This window comes from Streptomyces harbinensis (assembly GCF_900116145.1).
Taxonomy (GTDB): Bacteria; Actinomycetota; Actinomycetes; order Streptomycetales; family Streptomycetaceae; genus Streptomyces; species Streptomyces carpaticus.
Window position 1 is genome coordinate 266,253 of sequence record NZ_FPAB01000003.1, and the last position, 25,889, is coordinate 292,141.

Consider the following 25,889-nt stretch of genomic DNA (forward strand, 5'->3'; position numbering starts at 1 on the left):
GATCGCTGCCGAGGCGTCACCGGATCGCCATGTCGTTGACGGATACCTGCCAGATGCCGGATGAGTGCGCGCGGTGCACTCGTCCGCATGACGCGGATCTCCGAAGAGTTCTCCGATCACCTGCGTTCCGCCGCCCGCTCGCTCGCGCGGCGCAGATTCGTCACCGTCACCGGGGCCGCCGCGGCCCTGGCGTTCTCCGTCGGCCTGCCCGGCACCGCGGGCACCGCGCACGCCGCCGCCCCGCTGGACGGCGCCGCGCTCGACGGCGACCCCTTCAGCCTCGGCATCGCCTCCGGCGACCCGCTCCCCGACTCGGTGGTGCTCTGGACCCGGCTGGCCCTCGACCCCTACGCCGCCGACTCGGGACTGCCGCCCGAACCCGTCGCCGTCCGCTGGGAACTGGCCCGCGACCGCCACTTCCGCCGCACCGTGGACGGCGGCACGGTGCTCGCCCACCCCGAGTTCCACCACGCGGTGCACGTGGAGCCCCGGCGGCTGGCCCCCGGCACCGACTACTACTACCGGTTCCGGGCCGGACCGTGGACCTCCGCCACCGGCCGCACCCGCACCGCCCCCGCCCCGCACGACCGCGTCGGCCGCGGCCTGCGGTTCGCGCTCGCCTCCTGCCAGCGCTACGACCAGGGCTACTACACCGCGTACCGGCACCTGGCCGCCGAGGAGGACCTGGACGCCGTCGTCCACCTCGGTGACTACCTGTACGAGTACGCGATCAACGCTGCCGCCGGCGCCCGCGGCTACACCGGTGACCGGCAGCTGCCCGCGCACTACCAGCGCGAGACCGTCACCCTCGACGACTACCGGCTGCGCTACTCGCTCTACCACGCCGACCCCGACCTCCAGGCCGCCCATGCCGCGCACCCGTGGATCGTGACCTGGGACGACCACGAGGTGGACAACAACTACGCCGCGGCCGTCTCCCAGGACGAGGACCCCGAGGCGGAGTTCCTGGTGCGCCGGGCGGCGGCCTACCGCGCGTACTACGAGAACCTGCCGCTGCGCCGCCCCCAGCTGCCCGAGGGCCCCGACCTGCGGCTGTACCGCCGGCTGCACTTCGGCCGGCTCGCCCAGCTCGATGTGCTGGACACCCGCCAGTACCGCGCCGACCAGGCGAACGGCGACGGCTGGAAGCTGCCCACCGAGGCGTCCGCGGCCCCGGGGCGGCACCTGCTCGGCGCGGCGCAGGAGCGCTGGCTGGCCGACGGCTGGCGCGCCTCGCGCGCGCTGTGGAACGTCGTCCCGCAGCAGATCGTCGTCTCGCGCCGCCGCAACCAGCTGGCCGAGCCGTGGCCGCTGGCCATGGACGCCTGGGACGGCTATCCGTGGGCGCGGGAGCGGTTGCTGCGCTCGGTGCGCGAGAGCGGGGTGCGCAATCTCGTGGTGTTCACCGGCGATGTGCATGTGCATCACGCGTTCGACATCAAGGAGGACTTCGACGACCCCGCGTCCCGGACCCTCGGTGTGGAACTGGTCACCACCTCGATCTCCAGCGGTGGGAACGGTGCCCGGCGCCCGGCCAACTGGGAGGCGATGATGACGGTCAATCCGCATCTGCGCTTCTACGACGGGCGGCGCGGTTATGTGCTGGTCAGCCTGGACGAACAGCGGGTCCGGGCCGATTACCGGGTGGTCTCCGGGGTGACGGAGCCGGGCGGCACGGTGAGCACGGCGGGCTCGTTCGTCTCGCGCGCGGGGGAGCCCGGGCTGTCCCCGGCGTGATCTTCCGAGTGAAAACCATATAGAACGGTGGCCGGATCATGGGACGATTGGGCGGTCTCAGCGAGTACCGGAGAGGTGCATGAATCAGCCCGGCAGCCAGCCGAACACGGCCGCCCCCGCTTCCGTCCCCGACCCCATCCCCACCGTCACCGCCACCCCGAGCCCGCAGACCCGGCCCGCGCCAGAACTGACCAAACGGCAGCGGGCCGGACTGCTGCTCACCCTCATCCTCGGCAGCCTCTCCGCGCTGCCCGCGCTCTCCATCGACATGTACCTCCCGGCCCTCCCCGAGGTCACCGAGGACCTGAACACCGGCGCCGCCACCGTCCAGCTCACCCTCACCGCCTGCCTGCTCGGCCTGGGCCTGGGCCAGCTGATCGTCGGCCCCATGAGCGACCAGCTCGGCCGCCGCCGGCCGCTGCTCGTCGGCATGGTCTGCTACGTCGCCGCCTCCCTGCTGTGCGCCGTCGCCCCCACCGTCCAGGTGCTCACCGCCTGCCGCGCCGTCCAGGGCATCGCCGGCGCCGCCGGCATCGTCATCGCCCGCGCCGTCGTCCGCGACATGTTCGACGGCCTCGCCATGGCCCGGTTCTTCTCCACCCTGATGCTCATCTCCGGCGCCGCCCCCATCCTGGCCCCCGTCTTCGGCGGCCAGTTGCTGCGGCTCACCGACTGGCGCGGCGTCTTCCTCACCCTCGCCGCCGCCGGACTCGTCCTCACCCTGATCGTCGCCCGCTGGCTGCCCGAGACCCTGCCGCCCGGACAGCGCGACGGCGGCGGCGTCGGCGCCGCCCTGCGCGCCATGGGCGGACTGTTCAAGGACCGCGTCTTCACCGGCTATCTGCTGGTCGGCTCGCTCACCTTCGCCGCACTGTTCGCCTACGTGGCGGCCTCCCCGTTCGTCGTCCAGGAGATCTACGGCGCCTCCCCGCAGACCTTCAGCCTGCTCTTCATGGTGAACTCGATCGCCCTGGTCGCGGTCAGCCAGATCAACGGCAAGATCCTCGTCGGCCGGGTCTCCTTCACCCGCATCATCGGCATCGGCCTCACCCTGCTGATCCTCGTCGCGACCGGCCTGCTCCTCATGACCGCCGGAGTGTTCGGCACCGCCGGACTGATCCCCGTCTCGGTCGGCCTCTTCTGCCTGATGGGCCTGATGGCCCTCGTCCTGCCGAACGCCAACTCCGAGGGCCTCATGCGCGCCCCGCACGCCGCCGGCTCCGCCTCCGCCCTGCTGGGCGCCTCGCAGTTCTTCATCGGCGCCATCGCCTCCCCGCTGGTCGGCGTGGCGGGCGAGGACACGGCCGTACCGATGGCCGTCGTCCAGCTCGCCGCGGTCCTGCTGGCCGCGCTGTGCTTCGTCCTGCTCTGCCTGCCGCGCCGCGGCCGGCCGGCGCAGGCCGCCCCCACGGCACCCGCCGCCGCGTCCGCGTAACCCGCGGCCCCGGGGACGGCGGCACCGGGTCCACGACCCGCCGCCGTCCCCCCGCCTCCGCGCCGCGCGGCACGGCGGCCCGCATCATGGCGGCGGCCGAGCAGCCCCGTTCCGCAGGAGGAACCCGCCGCCGTGAGTGTTCTGTTCACCCCGCTCAAACTCCGCTCCCTCCAGATCCCCAACCGCGTGTGGCTGTCGCCGATGTGCATGTACTCGGCCGCCGACCGCGGACCCGACACCGGCACCCCCAACGACTTCCACCTCTCCCACCTGGCGAGCCGCGCCGCCGGCGGCGCCGGGCTGATCATGGTGGAATCCACCGCCGTCCGCCCGGACGGCCGCATCAGCCCCTGGGACCTGGGCCTGTGGAACGACCGCCAACAGGAAGCGTTCACCCGCGTCACCCGGGCCATCACCGGCCACGGAGCCGTCCCCGGCATCCAGCTCGCGCACGCCGGCCGCAAGGGCTCGCTCGACCTGCCCTGGCGCTCCCAGCGGTATGTCACCGAAGCCGAGGGCGGCTGGCGCACCGTCGCCCCCAGTGCCGTCCCGTTCGGCCCGCTGCCCGCCCCGCACGCGCTGACCGTGGCGGAGATCGGCCGGCTGGTCGACGACTTCGCCGCCGCCGCGCGGCGCGCCCGCGCCGCCGGCTTCCAGGTCGTCGAGGTGCACGGCGCGCACGGCTACCTCATCAACTCCTTCCTCTCCCCGCTCGGCAACCACCGCACCGACGCCTACGGCGGCGACGCCGCCCGCCGGTCCCGGTTCGCGCTGGAGGTGGTGGCGGCGGTCCGCGCCGAATGGCCCGCCGACCTGCCGGTCCTCTTCCGCACCTCGGCCACCGACTGGGCCCCCGGCGGCTGGGACGCCGAGGACACCGTCCGGCTGGCCGCCGATCTCCGGCGGCACGGCGTCGACCTGCTGGACGTCTCCACCGGCGGCATGGTCCCCGACGCCGGCATCACCACCGCCCCCGGCTACCAGGTCCCCTTCGCCGCGCAGGCCCGCGCGGCCACCGGCATCCCGACGGCGGCGGTGGGCCTGATCACCGAACCGGCCCAGGCCGAACGGATCCTCACCGCAGGCCACGCGGACGCCGTCTTCCTCGGCCGCGAACTCCTGCGCAACCCGTACTGGCCCCACCACGCGGCCCTCACCCTGGGCGCGGAACCCCGCTGGCCGGACCAGTACTGCTACACGGTCCGGGACCGCTAGGCCGGTTCCCGCGGTGGCCCGGGCCGGGGACGGGAGGACGGCTGGTGCGGGAGTCCCGTTCCATGCCCGCCGGGGCGGGCCCCTGCGGGCGGCGCCTACCATGGGGCGGTGAACAGCACCGCCACCCCCTCCGCCGCGTCCGGTACCTCCGGTGAGCTGCGTGCCGCGCTGGAGCGGGTGCTCGACGGGTTGCCGCCCAAGCGGACCGCCGCCGCCGTGGAGCGGCTGATCGCCAGTTACCGGGGGCGTACCCAGACGCACGCCCCGGTGCTGCGGGACCGGGCCGACGCCGTCGCCTACGCCGCGTACCGGATGCCCGCCACCTACGAGGCGGTGTCGGCCGCGCTCGGCGAGTTGGCCGCCCGGATGCCGGGCGGCTGGGAGCCCGGCAGCCAGCTGGACGTCGGCGGCGGGACGGGGGCCGCGCTGTGGGCCGCCGCCGGGGTGTGGCCCGGCGCACGCCGCGCCGAGGTCATCGACTGGGCGGGCCCCGCACTCGATCTCGGCCGTGAACTCGCCGCCGGTGCCGCCGTACCCGCCGTACGGTCCGCCCGCTGGCACCAGCAGCGCATCGGCGCCGGCCCCGACCTGCCGGCCGCCGATCTGGTCACCGTCTCGTACGTGCTGGGCGAGCTGACCGAGGCCGACCGCGACGCGCTGACCGACGCCGTCGCGCGGGCCGGCTCCACCGTGGTGCTCGTCGAACCCGGCACCCCGGAGGGCTATCTGCGGATCAGGGCCGCCCGCGACCGGCTCACCGCCGCCGGGCTGCGCGTCGTCGCGCCCTGCCCGCACAGCGACCGCTGCCCGATCGAGCCCGGCGCCGACTGGTGCCACGTCGCGGCCCGCGTCACCCGCTCCGCGCTGCACCGGCAGGTCAAGGGCGGGGTGCTGCCGTACGAGGACGAGAAGTTCACCTACGTGGCGGCCACCACCGTGCCGGAGGCGGCGCCCGCCCCGTCCCGTGTCGTGCGCAAACCGCAGCTGCGCAAGGGGCAGGTGCTCCTCGATCTGTGCACCCGGGACGGGGCGCTCACCCGGGAGACGGTCACCAAACGGCACGGCGACGCCTACCGTGCGGCCCGCGACACCGCCTGGGGCGCGCCCTGGCCGCCGCCGGACGTCACCACGCGTTGACGAGTACGACGTAGACGGCCGTGCCGATGCCGACGCTCAGAATCGTGCGGCGGCCGGCGGCCAGATGGACGCCCACGGTGACGGCGACCGCCAGCAGCGCCCAGTGCAGGGTGCCGGGGACGGCGACGACGGTGGAACGCAGCGAGGTGACGGCGAGGATCGCCATGATGCCCACCGGCATCCACACCGCCAGCCGCTGGACGATCACCGAGCCGCGCAGCGTGCGCAGTACGGCGAACGGCACGGCCCGCAGCGCCAGGGTGAGGGAGAAGACGAGCGCGAGCACGCCGAGCAGGTAGGAGGTGCTAGGCATGCGCGGCGCCTCCGGTGGTCCCGGTGTCCTGACCGTCCTCGCCGTCCTCGCCGTCCTCGCCGTCCTCGCCGTCCGCCGCGTGCCCGGCCAGGGCGTGCCGGAGCAGCAGCAGGACGGCGAAGAGCAGCAGCGCGGTGAGCAGGGCCGCGCCGGGCGTCAGCAGCAGGGCCGCCGTGACGCTCACCCCGGCGAGCAGGAGCGAGGGGATCTCGCGGCGGGCGTGCAGCGCGTCGAGCGTGAGCACGGTGAACAGCGCGCACAGCGCGAACTCCAGTCCCTCCACGGGCGCGGGCAGCGCCGTGGCGAGGGCGACGCCCACCAGGCCGCCGCCGGCCCAGTACAGCTGACAGCTGACCTGGAGGGCGAGCAGCCGGGGCCCGGAGCGTTCCGCCTCGGGCAGCGCGGCGGCGACGGCGTACGCCTCGTCGATCATCGCGTAGACCGAGTACGCCTTGGCGAACCGGTTCCTGACCAGGTGCAGGGGAAAGGAGAACGCGTAGAAGACGTGCCGGAAGTTGACCGCCAGGGTGGTCAGGGCGATGGCGGCCGGCGGGGTGGCGGCGGCGATCATGCCGACGAGCAGGAGTTCCAGGGAGCCGGCGAACACGGCCACCGCCAGCGCGGGGGCCAGCCACCAGGGCAGGCCGGCCTGGACGACCAGCAGGCCGAGGGCGATGCCCAGGGGCAGGATGCCGAGGCCGGCGGAGAAGGAGTCACGGACGCCCGCGGCGAGTTGCCGCCGGCGCGTGGTGTGCTCCTCCGGTTGGAGGGTCGGGGTGGGCAGGTGAGGCGTCACCCGTCCATGGTGGCGCAGAACGCCTGACACGGGGTGGCGAATATTGCCCGCGTCGGCGGTGAGTGGGCAATCTATGGCCATGGATGCGATCGATCGCGCAATCATCGCCGAGCTGGAGCGGGACGGCCGGCTGACCAACGTCCAGCTGGCCCAGCGGATCGGGCTGACCACCGGGCCGTGTCTGCGCCGGGTGCAGCGGCTGGAGGCGGAGGGGGTGATCCGCGGCTACCGGGCCGTCCTGGACCCCGGCGCGCTGGGCCGGGCGTTCGAGGTGCTGGTGGACCTCACGCTCGAAGCGCAGGACGCCGAAACCGTCGAGCGCTTCGAGCAGGCCCTGGTGCGGGCCGATGAGGTCGTGGAACTGCGCAGACTCTTCGGCAGTCCCGACTACTTCGTACGGGTGGCGGTGGCCGATCTCGCCGCCTACGAGTCGTTTCTGAGCCTGCGGGTGATGACGATTTCCGGGGTCAGGAACGTCACGTCGCACTTCACCATGAAGACCGTCAAGCCGGCCCCGTAGTGCCGGTGCCGGTGCCGGTGCCGGTGCCGGGGTCCGGGGCGGGGTCGAGGACGAAGACCGGGATCACCCGCTCGGTGCGCTCCTGGTACCCGGCGTACGCCGGGAACGCCTCGACCGCCCGCGCCCACCACTGCGCGCGCTCGGCGCCGTGCACCTCGCGCGCGGTGTAGCGGCCCACCTCGGTGCCGTCCCGCAGGGTGACCTCGGGGTGGGCGCGCACATTGTGGTACCAGACAGGGTTGGCCGGGGCGCCGCCGAGGGAGGCGACCAGCGCGTACCGGGTGCCGTCGCTCACCCGCATCACCGGGAACTTGCGCACCGCGCCGCTCTTCGCGCCGCGGGCGGTGACGACGACCGTCGGGTAACCGTTGAGCATCCGTCCGTCGGTGCCGCCGGACGCTTCGTAGCGGGCGACATGGTCGGCTGAGAACTGCTTGATGTCGAACTCCGTCATGCGCAGGCCAACACCGGGCCGGGGGCGGGTTGTTCCCGCCACCCGTCAGCCGTTGCGCCGCTCGCGCAGTTTCGCCAGCAGTGCGCGTTTCTGCGCGGCGGGATCCTGCCTGCCGCGCGCCGCCGGGGTGTCCGCGGCCCCGCCGCGCAGCCGGGTGCGGGGCAGGTGGTTGCGCGGCCCGCCGACGCCCATCATGGCGCCGCTGCGTCCCTTGCTCATGGTGTTCCTCCTTCGGTCGGGATGGGGGAGGTCCGGGTGGCCTCCTCTCCCGAGATTGGACGAGACGTATCGTCTTGTCAAACGGAATTTCTCACTAGACTGCCCCCATGGGAACGACCTCACCGCACGCCACGCCCCGCGCCACCCGGGGCCCCTCCACCCCCAAGAGCCCCGACCCCGCCCGCCGGAACCCGCGCTCCCAGCAGGCCATCTTCGAGGCCAGCCTCGACCTCGTCGGCAAAGTCGGCTACGAGAAGCTCACCATCGAGGCCATCGCCGCCCAGGCCGGCGTCGGCAAGCAGACCATCTACCGCTGGTGGCCCTCCAAGGCGGCCGTGCTCCTCGACGCCTTCACCGCCACCGTCGAAGACCCGGACTACGACGCCGGGTTCCCCGACACCGGCGACCTCGCCGCCGACCTCAAGGGCGTGCTGCGCGCCACCGTCGACGAGTTCAACGACCCCGCCTTCGAGGCCCCCTACCGCGCCCTCGCCATCGCCTCCGCGGGCGACCCGGAGCTGGCCCACTCCTTCGTCACCCGGCTCTCCGAGCGGGGCGTCCAGGTCTACATGGACCGGCTGCGCACCGCCCAGGAGGCCGGCGAGATCGACCCCCGTACGGATCTGCGGATCGCCACCGAGCTGATGCTCTCCCCGTTCGCCCAGCGCTGGCTCACCCGCAGCGGCCCGCTGACGTACGCGTTCACCGACGCCCTCGTCGATCACGCGCTGCGCGGCATCCTCACCCGCGACCCCGGCGACCCCGGCGACCTCCGCGGTCCGGGCGACGCCGGCGCGTGACCCTCGCGGCCTCCGCGACCCCGCGAGTGACCCTCACCGCACCCGCCCCCATCCGCGCACGCGGCGTGGGCCGATCCGGTAATGTCACGGGACAGGCAGGACGAGCGGGACGGAAGTGAGGCGACCTCAGTCCATGGAAAAAGAGCGCAGACTCCCCCGCTGGATGCGCCGCGGCGCCCGCGCCGCCGCCGACTCGGCCGCCGCCGCCCTGGCCCGTGAGGAACTGCTGCTCGACACCGCCCGGGCCGGTTTCCCGCTCGCCCCCGCCGCCCACCCCCAGGGGTACGGCTGCTCCTGCGAGCGCATCGGGTGCCCCAACCCCGGACGGCACCCGGTATCCCTCGCCTGGCAGACCCAGGCGACCACCGACCCCGATCGCCTCCTGGCCTGGCTCCGCGCCGACCAGGAGGCGAATTTCATTACGGCCACCGGGGTCACCCACGATGTGCTCGACGTCCCCGCCCGGGCCGGCCACGCCGCCCTGGAACGGCTCGCCGCCGAAGGCACCGACACCGGGCCCGTCGCCGTCGCCGACCCCGACCGGATGCTGTTCTTCACCGACACCCGCGGCACCCCGGACGACGAGGACGAATGGTGGCCCTGCGTCCTGGACTGCCTCCCCGAGACCATGGACGAGCACCCCGGGCTGCGCTGGCACTGCCGCGGCAGCTACGTACTGGTGCCCCCGTCCCGGGTGACCGGCGGCCCGGGCAGCTCGGTCCGGTGGCTGCGCGCCCCGGGCCTGCCGCTGCCCGAACCGCTCACGCTCCTCGAAGCGCTCACGGACGCCTGCGCCGAGGTGGCCAGGGCCGAGCGGGACGCGTCACTCACCCACGGCTGAGGTCACCCCGGTCACCCGGGACGGCACCGCGATGTCGCCCTCACCGGCGGCCGGCACCAGCGCCGCGTGCATGGCGACCCGCACCAGCGTCACCGACGTCTCCGCGGTGCCTTCCATCAGCACCTCCACCAGCGGATCGACCACCGGGGTCTCGCCCTCGGCCATCGTCTGCTTCTCGTGGTGCCGGGTGCTGAAGAACACCAGCGCGCTGCCGTCCGTGGCGCGCAGCGCCACCGGCTCGAAGCCCGGCTCGGTGGGCACCGAGTCCTGGTACTGCATGGCGTACGCCGGGTTGCTGTTCGACTCCTCGCGGCGCTCGACCGCCTCCGTGGTGTACGTGCCGTCGGTGAACGGTCCGGCCTTCGAGGCGAGGAAGTCGTTGTACGCGCTGCTCAGCTGCCCCGGAGGCACCACCAGACCGGAGTCGTCCCAGGCCGCCGCGTCGTCCGCGCCCCCGGCCTCGTCCGCTTCCTCTGCTTCGTCCGCGTCCTCCGTGGCCTCCGTGTCGCCCGCGTCCACCACCGGCACCGGGATGTCCTCGGCGTACCCGTCCTCGTCCTGCGCGAACTCCGGCATCAGCGACGGGTCCAGCACGGAGAGATAGACCGCCGCCCAGTCCTCGTCGATGCCGTCCCGGGTGAACACCAGCAGCCAGCGGTTCTCCCCGCTGCGGTTCGTGGCGGTGTCCGCCACGAAGAACTTCGGCCAGCCGGCCTGTTGCGGTATGAGGAAACGGGTGTCGGAGAGTTCGAGCGGCTCGAAGTCCGGGTTCCCCTCCGGGTCCACCGTGCCGCGCGCCACCAGGCCCGCGTAATCGATCTCGCCCAGCGGCCCGCTCTCGATCGTCCGGTTGAGCTCGGCGTCGAACGTCGCGTTGGACTCGTTGCTCACCTCCACGAAGTGCGCGAGCGCGTCCGCCGCCTCCTCCTCCGAGGCCGCCGGCATGATGGCCGTCCCGCCGTGCACCGTCATGCAGCCCGACACGGACACCGCCGTGGCCACCGCCATGAACACACCCGCGGCGGTCCTGGCCACCCGTGCTCGCATCCGCATGGTGAAGCCCTCCCCATACCCTCTCGCTGATGCCAGGAATCGTAACCGTGCCCGCGGACACCTCTCGCATGGGATGATCCCCGTCATGGCGGGGACGACGACCTTCACGGCAGCGTTACAGAACCTGCGGTCCGCGCAGAAGACCGCGAAAGGCGTTTCCCTCTACTCCCGTTGGATCAACCGGCCGCTCGGCCGGGTGCTGGCGGCGGCGGCCTTCCGGGCCGGCCTCACCCCGAACCGGGTCACGCTGCTGTCCGCCCTCGTCAGCTACGCCGCACTCGCCGCCGTCGCGCTGTACCCGCCCTCCTGGCCGCTGGCGGTGGGCGTGTACGCGGGCCTCGTCCTCGGCTTCGCGCTGGACTCGGCCGACGGCCAACTGGCGCGGCTGCGCGGCGAGTCCAGCGCGGTGGGGGAGTGGCTGGACCACGTGGTGGACGCCGCGAAGATCACCGCGCTGCACGCCGTGGTGCTGATCACCTTCTACCGGCACTTCGACCTGCCGCACGACGGCTGGCTGCTGGTCCCGCTGCTGTTCCAGCTCGCCGCGGTGGTGATCTTCTTCGGCGGGCTGCTGCGCGAGAAGCTGCGGCCGAAGCCGGCGGGCGCTGCCGCCCCGGCCGCGCCGTCGCCGGTGCGCGCCCTCGCGCTGCTGCCGGTGGACTACGGCGTCCTGTGCGCCCTCTTCCTGCTGCTGGGCCACGAAACCGCCTTCCGGCTGGGCTATCTGGCGCTGTGCGCGGCCTACGTCCTCTTCTGCGCGGCGTTCCTGACGAAGTGGTACCGGGAACTGTCCTGAACCGGGCCGCCGTACCGGCCGGGCCGTCCGCGTCCCCCGCGCCGCCGGGCGGCCCTTTCACCGGTCCGCGCGCGCCAGTTCGCGTGCGGCGACGGTACGGAAGCAGGCCGGGGGGCGGCCGGTGAGGGCCTGGACCTCGCCGGTCGTACGGTCTTCCGCGCCCTCGGCGACGGTGCGGTCCAAGGCCGCGAGCAGGGCGGCGAACTCCGCCGGCAGCCGGGTCGCCAGGCGTTCCCGCAACTGCTCGCAGCTCAGCCGCCGGTGGGTCACCCGGCGCCCGGTGACCTCGGTGAGGACGGCGGCGATGTCGTCGTAGCCCAGCGCTTCGGGGCCGGTCAGGACCAGATCCCTGTTGGGCGCGTCCCCGGCGGTCAGCGCGTGCGCCGCCACGGCCGCGATGTCGTCGGCGTCGATGAAGGCGACGCGTCCGGTGCCGGTCGCCGATGCCAGGGTGCCGGTGGTGCGGATGCTCTCCGCGTGCGGGTGGTCGCCGGTGAAGTTCTGCATGAACCAGGAGGGGCGCAGTACCGCCCATGCGTCGAACAGTCCGGGCAGCGCGGCGTGCACCTCGCCCACCGCCGGGCCGCCAGGCGGGATGGCCGAGGAGCTGAGCAGCACCGCCCGCCGCACCCCGGCGTCGCGGGCCCGGCGCAGGAACGGCAGCATGACGGCGGCCGGGTCCGTGTCGCCCACGGGCGGGACGAGGTAGACGGCGTCGGCCCCGTCGAGGGCGGCGGCGTGGGTGGCGGGCGCGTACCAGTCGAAGCGCGGGTCACCGCCGCGGCTTGCGGCCCTGACCCGGTGGCCGGCCGCCGCCAGCCGGGCGGCGGTACGGCTGCCGGTCGTGCCGGTGGCGCCGATCACGAGGGTGGTGGTCATCGGGTTCGGCCTCCGGTGGTGTCGCGTGCTGGGGCGGGTGTTGGCGCGGGTGCGGGCATGGCGGCTCCGCACGGCCCGTAAAATACGGACCGGGAGTCCGCCTCGCTCGTACGGGACGATACGGACCCCGGGTCCGTATCGCAACCGGAGGTGCCCGCACCCATGACCGAGCGCAAGCCCCGCAAGGACGCCGTGCGCAACCGGGCGGCCGTCCTGGAGGCTGCCGACACGCTGTTCGCCCGCTGCGCCGGCCCGGCCGACATCACCATGGCCGATATCGCCGCGGCGGCCGGAGTCGGCAAGGGCACGCTCTTCCGGGCCTTCGGCGACCGAACCGGACTGATCCGCGCCCTGCACGAGACCCGGCTGGCGCCCCTGCGCGACGCCGTCGCCCAGGGCCCGCCGCCGCTGGGACCGGGGACGCCGCCGCTGCGGCGGGTGCCCGCCCTGCTGGACGCGGTGCTGTGCTTCAAGCTCGACAACCGCCATCTTGCACTGGCACTTGAGGAGGCCGGCAGCGGCAGCCCCTACGAAGCGGGGCACTACGACCGCTGGCACGCCCTGCTGCGCGACGAGCTGGAGCGGGTCCCCGGCCTGACCGACGGGAGCTTCGCCGCGCACGCCCTGCTCGCCGCCACCCGGGCCGACCTGGTGGAGCACCTGGCCGGCCGGCAGGGCATGACCCGCGAGGATCTGCGGGCCCGGCTCGCCGAGTTCACTGCCAGGGTGCTGGGCGACGGCCGGCGGAGCTGACGCGTGGCCGGCGGCGCGCCGCGACCGCGTCCCCCGCGCCGCCGGGTGGTCGGGCCGCCTTCCGTACCGGAGTGCCCGCCGCCGTGTGCTCCCCATCTCCCGTTCCGTGGGGCCCTCCCCACCACCTGATGCCGGGAACGGTCCGCCCCGGCGCGTTGATGGCGATCAAGGGCGGGCGGCTGCCAAGCTGAGGAGGTCCGGCCAGTACGCCACGGCCCGGACCGGGCGAGGACGGCGGGGGGACGCCATGGAACCCGACGGAAGAATCCGGCAGAAGTCGAGCTTCTCGGGAAACGGACCCGACAACAACGAGTGCCTGGAGATCACGGCCGGCCCCGACGGGCTCGGGCTGCGCGAGACGGCCGAACCCGACCGGGTGCTCACCACCGGGACCGCCGCGCTGGCGGGCCTGTTGCGGGCCGTCAAGGCCGGTCGGCTGCCGCCCTGAACGGCGCCCGGCGGCCCGGACCCCCGCCCGCCGCCACCGCGTTGGCGCCCACGATCACCGCGATGGCCGCCCACGACCAGGGATCGAGGTGCTGGCCCAGCACCACCAGGCCGATCAGCGCGGCGAACACCGGATTCACGCTCATGAAGATCCCGAAGAAATGGGCCGGCACCCGGCGCAGCGCCAGCAGGTCCGCCAGCAGCGGCACCGCCGAGGACAGTACGCCCGCCCCCAGCGCGCACAGCACCGCGACCGCGGACGGCTCGGAGCGCCACAGCACCACCACCCCCACCGGCAGGTACAGCGCGCCGGACACCGCCGCGGCGGCGGCCGAACCCTCCAGGCCGGGCAGCCGTCGGCCCACGGTGCGGTTGAGCAGGATGTAGCAGGCCCAGCACACGGCGGCGGTCAGCCCCAGCGCGATCCCCGCGTAGTCCGTACTCGGCCGCGGCCGGACCAGCACCACCACGGCCGCGCTCGCCGCCAGCGCGCACAGCACCCCCCGCCGGTGCCGCGAGGTCGCCAGGGCGACGGCCAGCGGGCCCAGGAACTCCAGCGTGACGGCGAGCCCGAGCCCGATCCGGTCGATCGCCGCGTACAGCGTCAGATTCATCGCCGCGTACGCCACGGCCAGCCCCAGCACCGGCCGCCACTGCGCCGCGCCGAAGCCGCGCAGCCGGGGCCGGCCCGCGCCCAGCAGCACCACGGCGGCCACCCACTGCCGTACCGCCACCACCCCCACCGGGCCCAGCACCGGAAACGCCAGCGCCCCCACCGAGGCCCCTATCTGATTGGACAGGCCGCTGCCCACCATCAAGGTGATGCCGGCCCCTCGCCGCTCCTGCGTCATGGCCACGACCCTGCGCCGCCCGGCCGGTCGGACAAAATGCGTTTCCCCGGTCGTCCATACGCTGGACGCATGGATGAGAAGGAACTGGAGCTGCGGCATCTGCGCTGCCTGGTCGCGATCGCCGACGCCGGCACCTTCACCGACGCCGCCATCGCGCTGGGCGTCTCCCAGGCGGCCGTCTCCCGCACCCTGAGCGCGCTGGAGGGCATCCTCGGCGTCCGGCTGCTGCACCGCACCAGCCGCACCGTCGCCCCCACCCCGGCCGGCTCCCGGGTCCTGGCCCGCGCCCGGCAGCTGCTCGCCGAGGCCGACGCGCTCGTCGCCCTCGCCGCCACCGGCCACGGCCGGCTGGCCCTCGGACACGCCTGGTCGGCCCTGGGTGCCCACACCGCCGAGTTCCAGCGCCGCTGGCACGCCCGGCACCCCGGCACCGAACTGGTCCTGGTCCGCCACAACACCCCCACCGGCGGACTCGCCGAGGGCCGCTGCGACCTGGCCGTGGTCCGCACCCCCGTCGACACCCGCCGCTGGGCCCACGCCGTCATCGGCCACGAGCCGCGCGTCATCGCCCTCGCCGCCGACGACCCCTGGGCACGGCGGCGCGGCGTCCGGCTGGCCGAGGTCCGCGAGCGCACCCTCGTCGTCGACCGGAGCACCGGCACCACCACCCTGGACCTGTGGGACGAGGGCGCCCGCCCCGCCGTCGAGTACACCCACGACATCGACGACTGGCTCGCCGCCATCGCCACCGGCCGCTGCGTCGGCGTCACCCCGCGCGCCACCGCCACCCAGTACCGCCGCGACGGCATCACCTACCGCCCGCTGCGCGGCGCCCCGCCCGTCCCCGTCCGGCTGATCTGGCCCCGCCGCGACCCGCACCCGGCGACCGGGGACGCCGTCGCGCTGCTGACCGAGCTGTACGGACCCGGTGACCCGGCCCGCTGACCGGCGGCACCGGCCGCGGCGCGCCGCGCGCTCAGCGCCCCGGTTCCGCCTTCGTCGCCAGGGCGTCCAGCGCGCCGCGCAGCTGCGTGCTGGAGGTGTGCACCGTGTACGGGAAGTACACGACCTCGACGCCCACCCGGCCCAGATCGCGCTCCAGCCGGTCGCCCTTCGGCGTACCCCGCCAGTCGTCGCCCTTGAACAGCACGTCGAACCGCACCTGCTGCCAGGTGGCCACCTTCTCCGGCACGGTCTCCACGAACGCCGCGTCCACGTACCGGATCGACCGCACGATCTCCAGCCGCTCCACCAGCGGTATGACCGGCGGTCTGCCCTTGGCCAGCTCCGCCATCTCGTCGGAGACCACACCCGCCACCAGATAGTCGCAGCGGCTGCGGGCATGCCGCAGGATGTTGAGATGCCCGATGTGGAAGAGGTCGTACACCCCCGGCGCGTAGCCCACGGTGTGCGGTGTCCGCTGCTGCGTCTGCATGACTCGTGACCCCCACGCGGTCGCCGGCCGGCCCGGCCGGGCCGGCCGGGCTTCGCATCGACCCGACCTTAGCTCCAAACCCTTACTCCCCGGGCCCGATTGATGACATGCGGTGCAGGTTCTGCGGATAGGGTGGACACTGAGCGCTGTCGGGATTCCCGTTCAGGGGGGAGAAGTTCGACCGTGGGCGAACGACACGAACGGCTGCTGCTGGTCTCCACCAACTACGCGCCCGAACAGGCCGGAATAGGCCCCTACGCCACCCAGCTCGCCGAGCACTGGACCCGCGAACGCCACGCCGAGGTCCACGTCCTGGCCGGGTTACCGCACTACCCCGCCTGGCGGCTCGACCCCGCCTACCGGCACGTGTGGCGCACCGTCGACGAACGCGCCGGAGTCCTCGTCCACCGGCGCCGGCACACCGTACCGCCCCGCCAGACCGCGCTGCGCCGCGCCCTGTACGAGGCCACCATCCTCGGCCACGGACTGCTCGCCCCGCCCCGGATGGGCCGCCCGGACGCGGTGCTCGCGCAGGTCCCCTCGCTGGCCGGCGGCCTGCTCGCCGCCCGGCTCGCCCGCCGCCACCGGGCCCCGTTCCTGCCCATCGTCCAGGACCTGATGGGCGCCGCCGCCGCCCAGAGCGGCATCCGGGGCGGCGGGCGGGCCGCCTCGGCCGCCTCCGCCGTGGAACGGCGCGTCCTGCGGGCGGCCACCCTGGTGGGCATCATCCACGAGAGCTTCCGCCCCCGCGTCGCCGCCCTCGGCGTCCCCGGCGACCGCATCCGGCTGGTGCCCAACTGGTCGCACGTCGCCGGCCCCGCCACCCCGCGCGCCGCCGTCCGGGCCCGGCTCGGCTGGCCGCAGGCGCAGACCGTCCTGCTGCACTCCGGCAACATGGGCCTCAAACAGGGCCTGGAGGTCCTGATCGGCGCCGCCCGCGAAGCCCCCGAGATCCGGGTGGTGCTGATGGGCGAGGGCAGCCAGCGCGAACGGCTGCGGGCCCTGGCCGCCGGCCTGCCCAACGTCGAATTCCTGCCGCCCGCCCCCGAGGCCGACTTCCCCGACGTCCTCGCCGCCGCCGACGCCCTCGTCGTCACCCAGCGCGCCACCGTCCTCGACATGAGCGTGCCCTCCAAGCTCACCTCGTACTTCACCGCCGGCCGCCCCGTCATCGCCTCGGTCGCCGACGCGGGCGGCACCGCCCAGGAGGTACGCGCCTCCGACGCCGGCTGGCTCGTCCCGCCCGAACACCCCGCCGCGCTCGCCGCCGCCGCCCGCGAACTCGCCGCCGACCCGGCCGCCGCCGACGCCATCGGCGCCCGGGGCGCCGACTACGCCCGCACCCGGCTCGGCCGCGCCGCCGGGCTCGCCCGGATCGACGCGCTGCTCGACGAGGCCCTGACCCGGCCCCGGCGGCAGCCGGCACCGCCCGCCGCCCACGCGACCGAGGAGCAGCCACGGTGAAGGACGCCCCGGCCGGGCACGCCGCCCCGTACGACGAACCCGACCTGCTGCGCGACCAGTTCCGGCAACTGCTGCGCTACCGGCTGCTCATCGTCTGCGGCATCGTCCTCGGCCTCGCCGGCGGCGGCTGGCTCGGCCTCACCGCCAACGAGACCTATGTGGCCACCGCCGAGATCACCGTGCGCACCCCCACCGCCGACCCGTTCGCCGGCGGTACCGTCGACCGCGTCGCCATGGGCTCCGAACGCCGCACCGCCGTCAGCGACATCGTCGCCCAGCGCGCCGCCGAGGCGCTCGGCCAGCCCGACAGCTTCCCGCAGCTCAAACGCGGCCTCCAGGTCACCAACCCGCCCAACACCGAAGTGCTGCGCTTCGCCTACTCCGCCGACGACCCGCACCTGGCCGCCGAACGCGCCAACGCCTTCGTCCAGGCGTACCTCGACAACCGGCAGGCCGACGCGGACGCCACCATCGCCGCCCAGGTCGCCGCCCTGGAGAGCCAGCGCGCCCCCCAGCTGGAGCGGCGCGACGAACTGGAGGACGAACTCGCCGGCCTCCTCGACGGCAGCGCCGCCTACGACAGCGCCCTGTCCGACCTCACCACCGTCACCGGCACCATCGCCGACCTCAACGCCGCCATCGCCCGGCTGACCGCCCTGGACACCACCGGCGGCCGGGTCATCACCGAGGCCGGACCGCCCGGCAGCCCCTCCGGGCCCGGGCTGCCGCTGCTCCTCGCCCTCGGCTACGTCGTCGGCATCGGCCTCGGCCTGCTCGCCGCCTGGGTACGGCTGGTGTTCGACCCGACCGTCCGCTCGCCCGGCGACGTCACCCGCGCCCTGCACGCCCCGGTCCTCGGCGTCCTGCCCCGCCCCGGGCGCGGCGACCACCCCGGCGAACAGCTGCTGGCGGACGGGCGGCTGGCCGAGGAGTACCGCTCGGTGGCGTTCCGCCTCGCCTACGACGAGTCGTTCGCGCAGCGCCGCCGGCTGCTGGTCGTCGCCCCGCGCGGCAGCATCGAGACCCCGCTCGCCGCCGCCGTCAACCTCACCGCCGCCTTCGCCGAGATGGGCATGGACGCCCTGCTGGTGGAGGCCGACCTGCGCACCCCCACCCTGACCGACCAGCTGCGGCACGCCGACGGGGTACGGCCCGGCTGGGCCGGCTCGCCCGGCGGGCACGGCGGCGACTGGCCGGGCGTCCGGGTGCCGATCGACGCGGGGGAGTCCGGCATCTTCGACCTGGTGCCCGGCCGCCGGGTGCGCAACGTGCCCCGCGCCCTCACCTCCCCGCCCGCCACCCAGCTCATCAGCCACGCCGACACCAAGGGCGCGGTCGTCGTGGTGCTGGCCCCGGCCGTGCTGTCGTACGCGGACGCCATCGCGCTCACCGACCGCGTCGACGGGGTGCTGGTGGTCTGCGACCCGAGCGAGGTGCACCGCGACGATCTGACCCGGGTGCGGGAACTCGTCGTCGGGGCCGGCGGCATCCTGCTCGGCGCGGTGCTGCACTCCTGGGGCAGCGGCACCGACCGGCGCGAGGGCGAGGACGGGTCGGACACCCCGCGCGAGGCCGGCCGCGACCGGCGCGCGGTGGCCGACCGTCAAGCCCCCCGGCCGGTCCCCGGCCAGGGCCCCCGGCACCGCCAGCCGCCACCGGCCGGCACCGGCCGGGAACCGCAGGGCGGCAACTCCGAGACGATGGGCCTGCGGATCCTCGACCCCGGTGAACTGAGCGATCATGAAGGTCACACCGACCACCGGAGCAGAAAGCCGTGAGCAGACCCCAGTGATACGACCCGGGCGCGCCGTCGCCTTCTCCATCGCCGATCAGGGGGTGGCGGCCCTCACCAACATCGCGGTGGTGATCTTCGCCGCCCGCCAGTCCTCCGCCGGGGCCTTCGCCGAGTTCGCCGTCGTCTACGCGGTGTTCGCCGTACTGCTGGGTGCCTGCACCGCGTACGTCGGGCAGTCGCTCGTGCTGCGCGGCGGCGCCGGCCGCGACCCGGCCGAACTGGCCAGGGACTGCCGCTCGGCCGCGCTGTTCGCGCTCGCCGCCGCCGGGGCGGCCGGGGCGCTGCTCGCGGTCCCCTCGTACGCGCTGTCCGCGCCCGCGCCCGCCGCGCTCGGCCTGGTGCTGCCGATCGTGCTGACCCAGGACACCCTGCGCTACGCCTTCTCGGTACTGCACCTGCCGCACCTCGCGCTCGCCGCCGACGTCCTGCGGCTGGCCGTCGCCGTACCGGCCCTGGCGCTGCTGCCGGCCGGGCCGGGCGCCGGGACGCTGGTGCTGGCCTGGGGGCTGTCGGCGCTGCCGGCGCTGGGGCTGGCCGGGTGGCTGCTGTACCGGGCCACGGCGGACGCGGCCGGGCCGCCGGATCCGGCGGCGCTGCTGCGGCGCGGGCATCTGGGGCAGCGCTTCCTGGTGGAGTTCGGGGTGGGCAACGCCTCCTCGCAGCTGGCGATCATCGGCCTCGGCGCGTTCGCCAACCCGCTGGCGGTGGGCGCGCTGCGCGGGGCGAGCACGGTGTTCGGGCCGCTGAACGTCCTGTACAACGCGGCGACCGGGTTCGGCCCGCCGCTGCTGGGCCGGCAGCCGGGCGGCAAGGCCCGCCCGGCGGCGCTGGCCGGCGGCGCGCTGGCGGCGGTCGCGGTGGTGTGGGCGCTGGTGCTGTCCGTGCTGCCGGACTCCTGGGGCCGGCAACTCCTGGGCGACACCTGGCAGGCGGCGTCCGCGCTGATCCCGGCGACCGGTACCCAGTACGCGGCGATGGCGCTGGGCACCTGCGGGCTGCTGGCGCTGCGGGTGCTGAGCCCGCGCGCCACCCTGCCGATCCAGCTGGTGTTCTCGCTGGTGTCGGTGGTGGCGCTGCTGACCGGCTACGCGCTGGGCGGCATCCTCGGCGCGGCCTGGGGCCTGGCGGTGGGTTCGGCGGCGAAGGCGGCGGCGGCCTGGACCCGGGTGGCCTTCGAGGTGCGGGTGTCGGAGGCCGCCGCCACCGGCCGGGACACGGCGCCCGGGCCCGGGGCGGGGGCGGAGCCGGACGGCAGGCCGGCGGGCTGAGCGGGCCGGCCCACCGGGGTGCCGGGGCCGGCGGTACGGCCCCGGCACCCGTCGGTGGTCAGCTGTCCAGGCCGCCCGCGAACGGTGTGTCCCGCCACTGTTCGACGCTGGGCTTGAGGTAGTCCAGCAGTACGGGCAGCTGCGGCACCAGCGTGAGCGTGGCGATGATCCGCAGCATGCCCACGGCGTTGACGAAGCGCAGGACCCCCTCGTCCAGTTCCCGCATGCCGTTGCGCCGGGCGCCACGGTTGTAGGCGGCTTCGAGTTCGGGCCCGAGCGCGGCCAGATCCCATTCGACCGGCCCGAGGGTGATCATCTCGAAGTCGGAGTAGCGGTCCCCGTCCACCCCGGCGAAGATGTTCGCGGGCGGGCAGTCGCCGTGGACGGGCTGGAGGCCGATGCCGGGGAAGCGGGCCTCGAAGGCCGCGCGGGAGCGCACCAGCGGTTCCAGCACCCGCCATTCGCGGTGGGCGCGCTCCAGGTCGTCCGCCCCGATGAGGTCGGGGTGCTGTCCGAGCCGGGGCAGGGCCTCGCTGACGAACCACGGTTCGGCCGAGGACAGGAACTCCAGCCGGCCCGGGTAGTCGCGCAGTGCCGCGTGCAGGTCGGGGATGCTCTCGCTGTTCGCCGCGTAGTCGGGTTCCTTGTCCCGGTTCTCCTCGGCGTGGGCCCAGAACGTCATCGAGAATCCGTCGCGCCGGACGGGTTCGCGCGGCACGAGCGGGCTGGGGGCGAGGACGGGGACTCCCCGGTCGGCGAGCCACTGCGTCACCTCCAGCTCGTCCCGCTGGCGGCGGTCGAGGGCGACCAGGTCGTCCGGGCGCGGCAGGACGGTGGGGACGCGGGCCACGACCGGCGAGGGCGCCAGGTGCACGACGACGGAGAAGACGTCGTGCAGGACGGCGGGGTCGGTGACGGTCAGGCCGAGCGCGCGCCCGGCGGCCACCGCCGCCCCGACGGCGGCGGAGGTGCGGTCGGTGAGCTGCTGCGGGGTGAGATAGGTGGTCATGGGTCCTTCGTCTCAGCGGATGACCGGGGTGACGGGTCGGGTGGGCGGGTCAGGGGCGGCGGGAACGGCGGCGTCGGCCGTGCCCGGGCTCAGACGAAGAAGAGGTACGTCATGACCCCACCCTAACAAGACGAACCGTCTCGCCTCAATCACGTGAGGGAGACGAGCCCCGTGCCTCCGGCCGCCACCGCACCGGCGGTGAGCCCGTCAGCTGAGTTCCCAGATCGCGTACGCCAGCGCGTCCGTGTTCAGGTCGAGCGCCGTCTCGTCCAGGTTGGCGAGCGTGTCGCACACCCGGTGGTAGCAGGAGTCGAACGGAAGACCGGCCGTCCCGCCCCACTGCGCCGCCTGGGCCGCCGTCATCGTGTACCCGGCGCCGGTGAACAGGCCGCCCACCGTGATGCCCGCGCTGAGGAACGGGGCGTGGTCGGAGCGGTTGCGGGCCTCCACGGCCGGTTCGGTGACGATGCCGCGCTCCGCGAACCAGTCGCTGAACAGCGCCTCGATGGCCGCGTCGTCGTCGTACACGAAGTACCCGGCGTTGGGCGAGCCGATCATGTCGAAGTTCAGATACGCGCTGAACCGCTCCCGCTCCGCCGCGCTCAGCCCCGCCACATGGGCGCGCGAGCCGACCAGGCCCAGTTCCTCGGCGCCCCACCAGCCGAACCGCAGCTGCTTGTCGGGTCGCAGATCGGCCTCCGCCACCGCGAGGGCCACCTCCAGGATCGCGGCGGAGCCCGAGCCGTTGTCGTTGATGCCCGCCCCGGCGCGTACCGAGTCCAGGTGCGCGCCGGCCATCAGCACCTCGTCGCCGGCGGCGTGCGGCCACTCGGCGATGAGGTTCCAGCCGGTGACACCGCCGCTGGTGAACGGCTCGCGGTGGGTCTCGTACCCGGCGGCGTCCAGCAGGCCCTCGATGTGGTCGAGGGACGCGGTGTAACCGGGCTGGCCGTGGGCGCGGTTGCCGCCGTGGGCGGCGGCTATGGACTCCAGATCGGCGAGATGGCCGAGCACCCGGTCCACGTCGATGTCGGGCGCCGCCGCCGTGGCGGACGGCGGTGCGGCGGTGGCTCCGCCGGTGAGCCCGGCGGCGAGGGCGAGGGCGACGAACGAGACGGCCAGCGGACGGCGGAAGCTCATGGACGCTCCAGAAGCGTGGGGGACTTTTGACGCGTGCACGCTCATCAGACAGATGTGCGGACGGGCCGTCAAGTGCCCTTCAGCGCAATTGCGTCCGCGGATCACCCCGGAAACTGGTCACCAGCAGCAGACACAGCACCGCGATCCCGATCCGCCCCGACGCCTGGAGCAGCGAGCCCCGCAGCAGGATGAAGCTGTACCCCGCCAGCACCGGCGCCACCACCGCCAGCACATTCCCCGGCGACGGATCGTCCAGCGTCCGCTCGACGTACCGCCGGTCCGTGCGCGCCGCCAGATAGCCGACCCCCACGAACCCGGCCACCATCCCCAACGGACCGAAATCCAGCCACAGTTCGGCCCACAGCGGCGACGACAGATTGGCGCTGGAGGTCCCCATCCAGCCACCCACCAGAAACCCGGTGTCCTCCGGCTTCGACTCCCACACCGAACGCGGCACGAAGAACAGCGCCGCCCCCACCACCTGCCGGCCGAAGGTGTGCCCGTTGCCGTCCCCCGCGTACGTCACCGTGTTGGCGAACATCCCCACCTGGTCGTAGTCCTTGATGACCAGCGGCTCCATCAGCGAACCCGTCTCCACCGGACGCCGGCCCTCCTCGTCGTACCGGAACCGGTCCGTGAACGGGAAGATCAGCAACGCCACCACCAGACCCAGCGCCAGCGCCGCCCGGTACATCACACTACTGCGCGGGAACAGCGTGAACAGCAGCGCGAACAGCACCGTCAGAAACCAGTACCGCGGGTTCGAAATCGGGTTGTTGACGATCACATTGATCCCGGCGAGACCCGCCCAGCACAGCAGCAGCGACGGCCGCCGCCGCGCCCGCCGCGAGGTCACCAGCCAGCGGGTCAGCAGCAGCAGCGCCAGGAGCGCCGGCACCGTACCGAAGCCGCGCAGCAGCGCGTTGCCCGCCTCGCCGTCGGACGTGGTCGCCTCGGTCAGCGCCGCGCCCACCTCCTGCCGGCTGGTGAAGAACACCGCCGGACCGCCGAGCCGCACGATCAGCAGCCCACTGGCCACATACGCCACCGCGATCAGCACGAACAGCCGCCGCCGGTGCACGGTCGCCGCCGGAGCCCGGCGGCTGCGCACCGAGGGCCGGTGCCGCGCCAGCAGCGCCCCCACGTCGAACGCCACCATGCCCGCCAGCACCAGCGCCGTCGCCAGCAGGGTGTCCGAGCGCGGCCCCAGCACCGGCGTCGGATCGCGCCCCAGCACGCTCTGCGCGAGCGGGGCGATGCCCATCGCCAGATAGCAGAACAGCCAGAACGCGCCCTGCACCAGCCGCCGCCGCCCCGACAGCACCATGGTGCACAGCCGCACCCCCGCGTACCCGGCGACCACCAACTGGAGCCAGAACGCGGTGTCCCGCACCCCTTCCCCCGGCTGCGCGGCCACCGCAAGCGGCAGCAGCCCCACCACCCCGGCGACCAACGGCACGGACAACGGCCGTGACAGCACCGCCCGTTGGCCGAGACCCGGACCCGGGCCCGTCATCAACGCCACGGGGTCAGGCTAGCCCCGATTCAGCCCGCGTACTCGGAGAAGATCTCGTTCAGGACGCGCCGGGAATCCGCCGCCACCGGTTCCGGGGCCGGCAGCGGCAGCCGGGGCGCGAGCCGGGCCGGCTTGCGGCGCGGAACGGGCGGGCCGCCAGCGGTTTTCCGCGGGTGCAGGGGCGGGCCCGGGCGCGGGACGGTACGGGGGCGGGCGCCGGGGCGCCGCCACGCTCCGCAGTCGGTGCCGGGGAAACCGGCCGCAGCCGATGCTGTCCGATCCCTTGTCACTGGCCGGGGGCACTTCTATTGTCCAACCCCAGAAAGCGCTTTCTCCATTGCACTGCCCTGTTCTGCGCACAAACGCATCAGCAACCCCCCACGGTGTGGAGAGGAAAGGCGAGCGGAGCATGAAAGCATCAGTCGCGATGACGCGACTCTGGGTGACCATGGCCCTGGCGGCCCTGGTGGTCGCCACCGGCGTTGTGCTGTCGGTGCCGAAGGCAGCGGCGGCGACCGGCAACGCCACCGGTTACGCGTCCCAGAACGGCGGCACGACCGGCGGGGCGGGCGGCCAGACCGTCCGGGCCACCACCGGTACCCAGATCCACGCGGCCCTGTGCAACCGGGCCAGCAGCAGCACCCCGATCATCATCGAGGTGCAGGGCACCATCAACCACGGCAACACCAGCAAGGTGTCCGGCGGCAGCTGCAATACGGCCGACGGCGTGATCGAGCTCAAGCAGATCAGCAACGTGACGCTGGTCGGTGTCGGCACCGGGGCGCTCTTCGACCAGGTCGGCATCCACGTCCGCGAGGCCAGCAACATCATCATCCAGAACGTGACGGTGCGGAACGTCAAGAAGTCGGGTTCTCCCACCTCCAACGGCGGTGACGCCATCGGGATGGAGAACAACGTCCGCAACGTCTGGGTCGACCACGTCACCCTGGAGGCCTCCGGTGGCGAATCGGAAGGCTTCGACGGGCTGTTCGACCTGAAGAACAACACCCAGTACGTGACGCTGTCCTACAGCATCCTGCGCAACTCGGGCCGCGGTGGCCTGGTCGGGTCGAGTGAGAGCGACCTCTCGAACGGCTACATCACCTACCACCACAACCTGTACCAGAACATCGACTCCCGGGCTCCGCTGCTGCGCGGCGGCATCGCGCACACCTACAACAACCACTTCCTGAGCATCAACGACTCCGGCATCAACTCCCGGGCCGGGGCCCGCGTCAGGGTGGACAACAACTACTTCCAGGACTCCAAGGACGTCCTGGGCACCTTCTACACCTCGGCGGCCGGCTACTGGCAGGTCAACGGGAACGTCTTCGACAACGTGCGGTGGTCGAGCCCCGGCGGCACCACCAACCCGGCCGGCCCCAACCCGACGTCCAACACGTCGGTCAGCATCCCCTACTCCTACTCCCTGGACCCGGCCAACTGCGTCCCGGGTGTGGTGGCGCAGACGGCCGGTGCCAACAAGGGCAACCGGGTCTCCGACGGCAGCTGCACCCCGCAGAACCCGGACCCGGGCAACCCCGGCAACCCCGACCCCGGTAACCCCGACCCGGGCAACCCGGACCCCGGCACGCCCGGCGGCACCAACCTCAGCCTCTCGGGCGATTCCGACGGCAGCAGCAAGGCCAGCGGCACCAGCTACGGCAACGTCCGTGACAACAACATGAACACCTACTGGTCGCCGACCGGCACCACCGGCTCGATCTCCATCAAGTGGAGCTCCGCCACCACCGTCTCCAAGATCAACATCAGGGAGGCGGCGGGCGCCACCGGCAGGATCGGCTCCTACCGGGTGCTCAACGCCGACACCGGGGCCGTCCTGGCCTCCGGCAACGGCGCGGGAGTCATCAGCTTCCCCGCCACGTCGGTCCGCAAGATCACCTTCGAGATCACCAGCGCGAGCGGCACACCGCAGGTCGCCGAGTACGAGACCTACGCGAGCTGACGGCGGCCGGTGCCGGGGCGTCGGACGCGACACCCCGGCACCGGACCCCC

General features: G+C 73.9%; 26 protein-coding genes. 15 read left to right on the forward strand and 11 right to left on the reverse strand.

Annotation, left to right across the window (positions count from 1 at the left end; translation table 11 throughout):
* Nucleotides 1-87 precede the first annotated feature (87 nt).
* The 4 genes from BM385_RS09010 to BM385_RS09025 all read left to right on the forward strand — a co-directional run bounded on the left by BM385_RS09010 (nucleotide 88) and on the right by BM385_RS09025 (nucleotide 5,524).
* The gene (locus tag BM385_RS09010; protein WP_093842726.1) at nucleotides 88-1,737 is read left to right on the forward strand and encodes an alkaline phosphatase D family protein; all 1,650 of its coding nucleotides are present in this window, start codon (nucleotides 88-90) and stop codon (nucleotides 1,735-1,737) included.
* A gap of 79 nt (nucleotides 1,738-1,816) precedes the next feature.
* Entirely contained in the window at nucleotides 1,817-3,172 is a 1,356-nt protein-coding gene (locus BM385_RS09015; RefSeq protein ID WP_093842727.1) for a multidrug effflux MFS transporter, read from the forward strand.
* Nucleotides 3,173-3,304: 132 nt separating this feature from the next.
* Complete coding sequence (locus tag BM385_RS09020) at nucleotides 3,305-4,387, forward strand: NADH:flavin oxidoreductase/NADH oxidase (protein ID WP_093842728.1); 1,083 nt, start codon at nucleotides 3,305-3,307, stop codon at nucleotides 4,385-4,387.
* 108 nt (nucleotides 4,388-4,495) lie between these two features.
* Complete coding sequence (locus BM385_RS09025; RefSeq protein ID WP_093842729.1) at nucleotides 4,496-5,524, forward strand: small ribosomal subunit Rsm22 family protein; 1,029 nt, start codon at nucleotides 4,496-4,498, stop codon at nucleotides 5,522-5,524.
* Here BM385_RS09025 and BM385_RS09030 read toward each other — a convergent pair.
* Nucleotides 5,511-5,837 carry a branched-chain amino acid transporter permease gene (locus BM385_RS09030; RefSeq protein WP_093842730.1) on the reverse strand — a complete coding sequence of 109 codons (327 nt, stop codon included), beginning with the start codon at nucleotides 5,835-5,837 and terminating at the stop codon, nucleotides 5,511-5,513. The two genes, BM385_RS09025 and BM385_RS09030, sit on opposite strands and share 14 nt — an antisense overlap.
* Entirely contained in the window at nucleotides 5,830-6,633 is an 804-nt protein-coding gene (locus BM385_RS09035; RefSeq protein WP_093842731.1) for an AzlC family ABC transporter permease, read from the reverse strand. The genes BM385_RS09030 and BM385_RS09035 overlap by 8 nt, the downstream gene beginning before the upstream one ends.
* Before the next feature lie 79 nt (nucleotides 6,634-6,712).
* Between BM385_RS09035 and BM385_RS09040 the strand changes: the two genes are divergently transcribed.
* Entirely contained in the window at nucleotides 6,713-7,153 is a 441-nt protein-coding gene (locus BM385_RS09040) for an Lrp/AsnC family transcriptional regulator (RefSeq protein WP_093842948.1), read from the forward strand.
* Here the strand turns inward: BM385_RS09040 and BM385_RS09045 are convergent.
* Together BM385_RS09045 and BM385_RS27085 are read right to left on the reverse strand one after the other, a co-directional pair.
* Nucleotides 7,137-7,607 (reverse strand): nitroreductase family deazaflavin-dependent oxidoreductase, encoded by a 471-nt coding sequence (locus BM385_RS09045; protein ID WP_093842732.1) that lies wholly within the window; start codon nucleotides 7,605-7,607, stop codon nucleotides 7,137-7,139. The genes BM385_RS09040 and BM385_RS09045 overlap by 17 nt on opposite strands.
* A 45-nt stretch (nucleotides 7,608-7,652) precedes the next feature.
* Nucleotides 7,653-7,826 carry a DUF6243 family protein gene (locus BM385_RS27085; protein WP_019433034.1) on the reverse strand — a complete coding sequence of 58 codons (174 nt, stop codon included), beginning with the start codon at nucleotides 7,824-7,826 and terminating at the stop codon, nucleotides 7,653-7,655.
* A gap of 107 nt (nucleotides 7,827-7,933) precedes the next feature.
* Here BM385_RS27085 and BM385_RS09050 point away from each other — a divergent pair, with 107 nt between their 5' ends.
* A complete protein-coding gene (locus BM385_RS09050) occupies nucleotides 7,934-8,626 on the forward strand; it encodes a TetR/AcrR family transcriptional regulator (RefSeq protein WP_093842733.1) in 693 nt (230 codons plus the stop codon).
* Between the two features lie 133 nt (nucleotides 8,627-8,759).
* A complete protein-coding gene (locus BM385_RS09055) occupies nucleotides 8,760-9,467 on the forward strand; it encodes a bifunctional DNA primase/polymerase (RefSeq protein ID WP_093842734.1) in 708 nt (235 codons plus the stop codon).
* Here BM385_RS09055 and BM385_RS09060 read toward each other — a convergent pair.
* Nucleotides 9,450-10,520, reverse strand: coding sequence for an SCO2278 family lipoprotein (locus BM385_RS09060; protein ID WP_139275155.1), 1,071 nt, complete (start codon nucleotides 10,518-10,520; stop codon nucleotides 9,450-9,452). The two genes, BM385_RS09055 and BM385_RS09060, sit on opposite strands and share 18 nt — an antisense overlap.
* Before the next feature lie 85 nt (nucleotides 10,521-10,605).
* On the opposite strand from BM385_RS09060, the gene BM385_RS09065 reads away from it, so the two are divergent.
* Complete coding sequence (locus BM385_RS09065; protein ID WP_246338212.1) at nucleotides 10,606-11,316, forward strand: CDP-alcohol phosphatidyltransferase family protein; 711 nt, start codon at nucleotides 10,606-10,608, stop codon at nucleotides 11,314-11,316.
* A 57-nt stretch (nucleotides 11,317-11,373) separates the two neighbouring features.
* Here the strand turns inward: BM385_RS09065 and BM385_RS09070 are convergent, their stop codons facing one another.
* Nucleotides 11,374-12,195, reverse strand: a complete 822-nt coding sequence (locus tag BM385_RS09070) for an NAD-dependent epimerase/dehydratase family protein (protein WP_093842737.1) — start codon at nucleotides 12,193-12,195, stop codon at nucleotides 11,374-11,376.
* 162 nt (nucleotides 12,196-12,357) lie between these two features.
* On the opposite strand from BM385_RS09070, the gene BM385_RS09075 reads away from it, so the two are divergent.
* Entirely contained in the window at nucleotides 12,358-12,948 is a 591-nt protein-coding gene (locus BM385_RS09075; RefSeq protein WP_093842738.1) for a TetR/AcrR family transcriptional regulator, read from the forward strand.
* A gap of 247 nt (nucleotides 12,949-13,195) precedes the next feature.
* Nucleotides 13,196-13,396 (forward strand): DUF397 domain-containing protein, encoded by a 201-nt coding sequence (locus BM385_RS09080; protein WP_093842739.1) that lies wholly within the window; start codon nucleotides 13,196-13,198, stop codon nucleotides 13,394-13,396.
* On the opposite strand, the gene BM385_RS09085 is transcribed toward BM385_RS09080, so the two are convergent.
* Nucleotides 13,371-14,210 (reverse strand): EamA family transporter, encoded by an 840-nt coding sequence (locus BM385_RS09085; protein WP_093842740.1) that lies wholly within the window; start codon nucleotides 14,208-14,210, stop codon nucleotides 13,371-13,373. The genes BM385_RS09080 and BM385_RS09085 overlap by 26 nt on opposite strands.
* Nucleotides 14,211-14,315: 105 nt before the next feature.
* Here BM385_RS09085 and BM385_RS09090 point away from each other — a divergent pair, with 105 nt between their 5' ends.
* Nucleotides 14,316-15,191, forward strand: a complete 876-nt coding sequence (locus BM385_RS09090; protein WP_019433025.1) for a LysR family transcriptional regulator — start codon at nucleotides 14,316-14,318, stop codon at nucleotides 15,189-15,191.
* 31 nt (nucleotides 15,192-15,222) lie between these two features.
* On the opposite strand, the gene BM385_RS09095 is transcribed toward BM385_RS09090, so the two are convergent.
* Nucleotides 15,223-15,681 (reverse strand): FAD synthase family protein, encoded by a 459-nt coding sequence (locus BM385_RS09095; RefSeq protein ID WP_019433024.1) that lies wholly within the window; start codon nucleotides 15,679-15,681, stop codon nucleotides 15,223-15,225.
* Between the two features lie 183 nt (nucleotides 15,682-15,864).
* On the opposite strand from BM385_RS09095, the gene BM385_RS09100 reads away from it, so the two are divergent.
* The 3 genes from BM385_RS09100 to BM385_RS09110 are packed head-to-tail and all read left to right on the forward strand — an operon-like array spanning nucleotide 15,865 to nucleotide 20,208.
* Entirely contained in the window at nucleotides 15,865-17,145 is a 1,281-nt protein-coding gene (locus BM385_RS09100; RefSeq protein WP_093842741.1) for a glycosyltransferase, read from the forward strand.
* Nucleotides 17,142-18,923, forward strand: coding sequence for a hypothetical protein (locus BM385_RS09105; protein ID WP_019433022.1), 1,782 nt, complete (start codon nucleotides 17,142-17,144; stop codon nucleotides 18,921-18,923). Before BM385_RS09100 ends, BM385_RS09105 begins: the two co-directional genes overlap by 4 nt.
* Nucleotides 18,924-18,936: 13 nt before the next feature.
* Entirely contained in the window at nucleotides 18,937-20,208 is a 1,272-nt protein-coding gene (locus tag BM385_RS09110; protein WP_093842949.1) for an MATE family efflux transporter, read from the forward strand.
* 58 nt (nucleotides 20,209-20,266) lie between these two features.
* Here the strand turns inward: BM385_RS09110 and BM385_RS09115 are convergent, their stop codons facing one another.
* The 3 genes from BM385_RS09115 to BM385_RS09125 all read right to left on the reverse strand — a co-directional run bounded on the left by BM385_RS09115 (nucleotide 20,267) and on the right by BM385_RS09125 (nucleotide 23,873).
* Nucleotides 20,267-21,217, reverse strand: a complete 951-nt coding sequence (locus BM385_RS09115) for a phosphotransferase (protein WP_093842742.1) — start codon at nucleotides 21,215-21,217, stop codon at nucleotides 20,267-20,269.
* A gap of 207 nt (nucleotides 21,218-21,424) precedes the next feature.
* The gene (locus tag BM385_RS09120; RefSeq protein WP_093842743.1) at nucleotides 21,425-22,357 is read right to left on the reverse strand and encodes a M28 family metallopeptidase; all 933 of its coding nucleotides are present in this window, start codon (nucleotides 22,355-22,357) and stop codon (nucleotides 21,425-21,427) included.
* 79 nt (nucleotides 22,358-22,436) lie between these two features.
* The gene (locus tag BM385_RS09125) at nucleotides 22,437-23,873 is read right to left on the reverse strand and encodes a hypothetical protein (protein WP_093842744.1); all 1,437 of its coding nucleotides are present in this window, start codon (nucleotides 23,871-23,873) and stop codon (nucleotides 22,437-22,439) included.
* 409 nt (nucleotides 23,874-24,282) lie between these two features.
* Here BM385_RS09125 and BM385_RS09130 point away from each other — a divergent pair, with 409 nt between their 5' ends.
* A complete protein-coding gene (locus BM385_RS09130; RefSeq protein WP_093842745.1) occupies nucleotides 24,283-25,839 on the forward strand; it encodes a pectate lyase family protein in 1,557 nt (518 codons plus the stop codon).
* Nucleotides 25,840-25,889: the final 50 nt, after the last annotated feature.

Excerpts from the sequence above, each read along its gene's own strand:
- BM385_RS09055 (WP_093842734.1), top strand. The coding sequence starts at position 8,760 with ATGGAAAAAGAGCGCAGACTCCCCCGCTGGATGCGCCGCGGCGCCCGC.
- BM385_RS09090 (WP_019433025.1), top strand. The coding sequence starts at position 14,316 with ATGGATGAGAAGGAACTGGAGCTGCGGCATCTGCGCTGCCTGGTCGCG.
- BM385_RS09060 (WP_139275155.1), bottom strand. The coding sequence starts at position 10,520 with ATGCGGATGCGAGCACGGGTGGCCAGGACCGCCGCGGGTGTGTTCATG.
- BM385_RS09085 (WP_093842740.1), bottom strand. The coding sequence starts at position 14,210 with ATGGTGGGCAGCGGCCTGTCCAATCAGATAGGGGCCTCGGTGGGGGCG.
- BM385_RS09015 (WP_093842727.1), top strand. The coding sequence starts at position 1,817 with ATGAATCAGCCCGGCAGCCAGCCGAACACGGCCGCCCCCGCTTCCGTC.
- BM385_RS09080 (WP_093842739.1), top strand. The coding sequence starts at position 13,196 with ATGGAACCCGACGGAAGAATCCGGCAGAAGTCGAGCTTCTCGGGAAAC.
- BM385_RS09045 (WP_093842732.1), bottom strand. The coding sequence starts at position 7,607 with ATGACGGAGTTCGACATCAAGCAGTTCTCAGCCGACCATGTCGCCCGC.
- BM385_RS27085 (WP_019433034.1), bottom strand. The coding sequence starts at position 7,826 with ATGAGCAAGGGACGCAGCGGCGCCATGATGGGCGTCGGCGGGCCGCGC.
- BM385_RS09010 (WP_093842726.1), top strand. The coding sequence starts at position 88 with ATGACGCGGATCTCCGAAGAGTTCTCCGATCACCTGCGTTCCGCCGCC.
- BM385_RS09040 (WP_093842948.1), top strand. The coding sequence starts at position 6,713 with ATGGATGCGATCGATCGCGCAATCATCGCCGAGCTGGAGCGGGACGGC.
- BM385_RS09125 (WP_093842744.1), bottom strand. The coding sequence starts at position 23,873 with ATGACGGGCCCGGGTCCGGGTCTCGGCCAACGGGCGGTGCTGTCACGG.
- BM385_RS09115 (WP_093842742.1), bottom strand. The coding sequence starts at position 21,217 with ATGACCACCTATCTCACCCCGCAGCAGCTCACCGACCGCACCTCCGCC.
- BM385_RS09120 (WP_093842743.1), bottom strand. The coding sequence starts at position 22,357 with ATGAGCTTCCGCCGTCCGCTGGCCGTCTCGTTCGTCGCCCTCGCCCTC.
- BM385_RS09065 (WP_246338212.1), top strand. The coding sequence starts at position 10,606 with ATGGCGGGGACGACGACCTTCACGGCAGCGTTACAGAACCTGCGGTCC.
- BM385_RS09030 (WP_093842730.1), bottom strand. The coding sequence starts at position 5,837 with ATGCCTAGCACCTCCTACCTGCTCGGCGTGCTCGCGCTCGTCTTCTCC.
- BM385_RS09070 (WP_093842737.1), bottom strand. The coding sequence starts at position 12,195 with ATGACCACCACCCTCGTGATCGGCGCCACCGGCACGACCGGCAGCCGT.
- BM385_RS09075 (WP_093842738.1), top strand. The coding sequence starts at position 12,358 with ATGACCGAGCGCAAGCCCCGCAAGGACGCCGTGCGCAACCGGGCGGCC.
- BM385_RS09050 (WP_093842733.1), top strand. The coding sequence starts at position 7,934 with ATGGGAACGACCTCACCGCACGCCACGCCCCGCGCCACCCGGGGCCCC.
- BM385_RS09130 (WP_093842745.1), top strand. The coding sequence starts at position 24,283 with ATGAAAGCATCAGTCGCGATGACGCGACTCTGGGTGACCATGGCCCTG.
- BM385_RS09095 (WP_019433024.1), bottom strand. The coding sequence starts at position 15,681 with ATGCAGACGCAGCAGCGGACACCGCACACCGTGGGCTACGCGCCGGGG.